Raw genomic sequence first — 2,635 nt, forward strand, 5'->3', positions numbered from 1 at the left:
AGGTGAATAGCGGGGCTATTTGCCGAACAAAAGCGGATTTTTAGACCAATTTGCTTTCGCCGCAGTAGGGCAGTCTATTCTCCCTGGCCTGGTGCAAGACGGTCAGGTGGGTACCTGACTCGGGATTTTAACGACAATCGTCTTGTTAAAAAATTCTGTTTTTATGGAATTTATTCTGCTGATTTTTGTCCTACTTGTTTTGAGTCACTAAAAGTAGGCTAAAGCGATGAACGATGTCGGCAATGCAACAGATTTACCCTTTAAATGTTTCCTGTGTGGTGATGTCGGCTATACCAGAGCAGAATATGGTGGGCGCTCACTGGTCCAAACCTCTTGCACTGCGAAACCCCATGTTTTTCACCTGGAATGCATCACCCGATGGTTTGACAGTAAAGAACAGAAGGTAAAAAGGCTTGATGAACGCCAATGCGCTGAATGCAAGCAAAAAAAGGCACTGCCATTGCTTCGTCTGGACAAGAGCAACGGCCGTGATGACAGCTCACGTTATTGTGAATCCCTGATGTTGAATGTCTGCCGTACCGGGGATCTGCGCGAACTGAAAAAACTGCTGAGCCAGGACGAAACTTTGGCAAATGGGCTTTACCGTTCAGTGATCAACGGTCGTCGTGTACACCCGCTTGCTGTCGCCATCAATTTCGGCCATTCTCATTGCGCCCGGGCTCTGATCGACTGCCATGGCGATGTCAATGCCGTCGAGCACAATGGTGAGACCCCCCTGCGCATTGCTGCCCGGCTGCGTCGCACCAATGAGCTGAAAATACTGATCGATGCCGGGGCGGATATCAATAAATTACTGCTTTTTGCCATCCAGAAGAACAAGACTCAACTCCTTGAATACCTGATCAGCACCAAACCCAACCCGGCCAAACTTAATAGCGCCTTGCACGAAGCTGTCGGGCAGGGACAAACGCAGTGCTTTAAACCCCTGGTCGATATGGGCGCATACGACCTTCACGGTGCCCTGTGCAAAGCGGCCGAACTGGGACGAACGCAGTGCCTTGATCCCCTGATCAATCTCGGAGCAACCAACGTTAACGGCGCCCTGCGCAAAGCCGCCGGGCAAGGACAAACGCAGTACCTGAAACCCTTGATCAAAATGGGAGCAAACGACCTTGACGGCGCCCTGCGCGAAGCCGCCAGGTGTGGGCAAACGCAGTGCCTTGAACTGTTGCTTAACGAGGGGGCGAAAGACCTTTACAGTGCCTTGTATATCGCTGTCCTGACCGGAAACAATGAGGTCCGGGAGGTTCTGATCAGTAAAGGAGCGGATATTACTGTCGTACTGCGCACGCCTGACAGCGAAGATGATTCCCGGGAAGCTTTCATTCGCCGGATCATCTCAAGATACATCAATACAACCGATGAAAAAGGCACAACCCCACAGCATATCGCCGCTGCCAGGGGCCTTACCGCACGCCTGAAAGCGCTGATTGCAACCAGAGAAGTGGATGTCAATGCCATTGATAGCTATGGCAACACAGCTCTGCGCCTGGCTGCCAGCTGTGGCCACACAGAGGCCGTCAAGGTACTACTGAACAGCTACGGTATCCGTTGCATCCAAGTGAATGCCAGGGATCGTTTTGGCAATACGGCTCTCCACTATGCTGCTACGAATGGCCACACAAAGAACGTCAAGGAGTTAGTGAAGGCTGACGGAGTCAATGTCAATCAGAAGAATGTTGATGGCTGGACGCCACTTCACAAAGCTGCAAGATACGCCAATGCAGAGACCGTCAAGGCGCTGGTGACCGCTAAAGATATCAAGGTCAACAGGAAGACAACAGAAGATGGCTTGACGCCTCTGCACATAGCGGCCAGATACGCCAGTGCAGACACCGTCCAGGTGTTGGTAAACGTTAAAAGCATCGATATCAATGTCACGGATTACAATCGCTGGGCGGCCATTCATTTTTCTGCCAGATACGCCAGTGCAGAAACCGTCAAGGTGTTACTGTCCGTTCCGGGCATCGAGGTCAATGAGGAGAATGACGATGACTGGACGGCTCGGGACTTGGCCAAGATTAATCATCCAGAGATCGATGAACTTCTTGGAAAAAAAGGGGGGCTTTATAATAGAGAGCCCTGTCCTGATGAGGCCTGTCCTGAAGAGCCCTGTCCTGATGAGGCCTGTCTTATACAGTGATAAATCAGGGAAACGAAAGCCAGTGAAAGGTCTTGAAGGGAGCAAACGACCATAACGGGACTCTGTGCGAAGCCACAGAACAGCGCAGTCCCTTGAACTGTTATTAACGAAGGAAGACCTTTACGGTGCCTTGAATATCACGCCCTGACATACTCCCACCACCAAGCGGATGGCCGCCCCACCGCTAAGCGGCTATGGTGGGGGATTCTTGCGACCCATGCCGAGAATACTCAACACCTTTCGCTGTAGAACCTGCGCTGACCGGACTCCCTACAGGGGAACTCTTTATACAATCACTGTGTCCCAGTGAATCAGCTAAACCAATATCTCTTATATTCCGTGCGGCGTTCGTGTCCCGGTCATTCACTGAATGGCAACTTGGGCATTTCCACTCACGGACGGATAACGGCATGGTCTCCATTTTATAGCCACAGCAATTACACAGTTTGGAGCTTGGCTGGAACCTCCCAA

General features: G+C 51.4%; 2 protein-coding genes. One reads left to right on the plus strand and one right to left on the minus strand.

Translation table 11 applies throughout. The features are described from left to right. Positions 1–226 precede the first annotated feature (226 nt). Complete coding sequence (locus tag KDK14_RS20085) at positions 227–2,164, plus strand: ankyrin repeat domain-containing protein (protein ID WP_257267006.1); 1,938 nt, start codon at positions 227–229, stop codon at positions 2,162–2,164. A 184-nt stretch (positions 2,165–2,348) separates the two neighbouring features. Here the strand turns inward: KDK14_RS20085 and KDK14_RS20090 are convergent. Further along, positions 2,349–2,635 (minus strand): transposase (locus tag KDK14_RS20090; protein ID WP_257267007.1); only part of this gene is annotated, 287 nt, incomplete at its 5' end.

Origin of the sequence: Endozoicomonas sp. ONNA2 (assembly GCF_024606365.1) — a bacterium.
Taxonomy (GTDB): Bacteria; Pseudomonadota; Gammaproteobacteria; order Pseudomonadales; family Endozoicomonadaceae; genus Endozoicomonas.

Bases quoted from the DNA above. Each gene is read 5' to 3' on its own strand.
- KDK14_RS20085 (WP_257267006.1), top strand. From the start codon at position 227: ATGAACGATGTCGGCAATGCAACAGATTTACCCTTTAAATGTTTCCTG.